The organism is Nocardia sp. NPDC058497 (genome assembly GCF_042720195.1).
GTDB lineage: Bacteria > Actinomycetota > Actinomycetes > Mycobacteriales > Mycobacteriaceae > Nocardia.
In genome coordinates this window covers 1-1,635 of the sequence record NZ_JBHXMY010000898.1, presented here as the reverse complement: position 1 = coordinate 1,635, position 1,635 = coordinate 1, and the positions used below count along the sequence as shown (strand labels likewise).

Below are 1,635 nucleotides of genomic sequence, written 5' to 3'. Positions count from 1 at the left end.
CCACCACCCCCTCCTGGGCAGACCAACACACCACGACCCCCACGGTCGACACCACCGCGCGCACCGACACCGCCCCAACCGTCGACACTCTCACCCCCACACCGGAAACCACCGTCGACACCGAAACCCCCATCAACCTCGACACCATCCACAACCAACACGCCGAAAACACCCCCGCAGGCGTCTCCCACCACCGCGGCGACCCCACCATGGGCGACCTCCCCCACCGAGTCCCCGCCGACCCCACCCGCTTCACCGCCGACACCCACATCACCCCCGACGGCCAAGCCCAAATCGGCCCCCACACCCTCACCCCCGAGCAATACGGCGACCTCCTCCGCCGCTCCGGCTGGGACGGCGTAACCCCCATCCGCCTAATCGGCTGCGATGCCTCCTCCAACGGCTTCGCCGACCGTCTGGCCCAACACCTCGGCGTCGAGGTACTCGCACCGACCCAAGCGGCGTGGACCGACAGCAATGGAAACGTCTTCAGCACCAGCGCAGTCACCAACGCCGACGGCACCCGCAGCCCGCGAATTCCTCCGGACGGTCAGTGGCAATCACATCACCCAAACGGCACAGTAAGTCCCGAGGGACCCTCCTCGGCCCCACCAAACTCGGCACCGATGCGGGATATCGATGCAGTCGGCTCTGTTGACCGAGCACGGCCCGTTCCACCGCGCAGCGACTCGCCTGATCGAGACTCGACGCCACAGCAAAGCGTTGTGTGGAATCCGCCGAGCAATGACGACGGAACCCCGTTACCGGAGGTCCAAATGCAGGTTCCTCCGGGGACACGCGTCGCGGATCTTAGCGGTACCGACCAACTCCAGCCGAACTCACGAGTGGTGGTCGCTGACACAGAGGGCCGTCCGGTAGGCGTCTTCTATACCGATGCAGATGGAAATATTACCCACGCCGAGATTGAATTTTCGAATAGAGGGCACGACAGGACCGTGTCAGCAGTCGGCGTCGACCCGAATATCTCCCGCCCAGCTCCCGGTGTGACGTACTTGCTTCGCGACCACTCGGGCAGCTATGTCCACTCATATTCTGGTCTAGATATCCCGACATCCCGGGTTTCGGGCCCTGAACCAGCGGTTCGACTCGACCCGAACATCTCGCCCAATGGTCCGCGAACCGAGCGATCGCCCGCCCAACAGTTCAATCAATTCCGAACCGGCCCGATCGACCCCGCAGTCGACTGGCATCCGGCCGGTGACCAAGGTGGAAGCTATCGCAATGCGGACCCAGTCACAGACTATGATCCGACGGCGCTGCCCTTCTCCTTGACAGGGCCACGAGATCCCTTCACGCGCTACGACGTGTACGACACAAATGGGGATTGGCACGGCTCGTTCTATACCGGCGAGAGTGGCAACTTCAGCCATGTGCACACCCGGTCAGGCAACCAGGCCCGTGGATTCAATCCGGAATTGGGCACCGGGGCTACTTGGGACGCGGGCCTTCCGGTACCTATTCCCAATGCCACATTCGCCGTAGGGCCACGATATCTGAGTCAGCACGGGCTCGATCCGAGAGTTCCACAGCAACTGTTCCGGACAGACGAGCATGGTGATTCCGTCGCAGCGTCGTTCATACCGACGTATGCGCCCAGGGGCACTTCTAGTACAG

The 1,635-nt window shown here is 63.1% G+C and carries 1 protein-coding gene; it reads left to right on the top strand.

All coding sequences use genetic code 11. From position 1 onward, the window contains the following. A partial coding sequence (locus tag ACFWPJ_RS32250) for a hypothetical protein (protein ID WP_378857231.1) occupies positions 1-1,635 on the top strand: 1,635 nt, incomplete at both ends.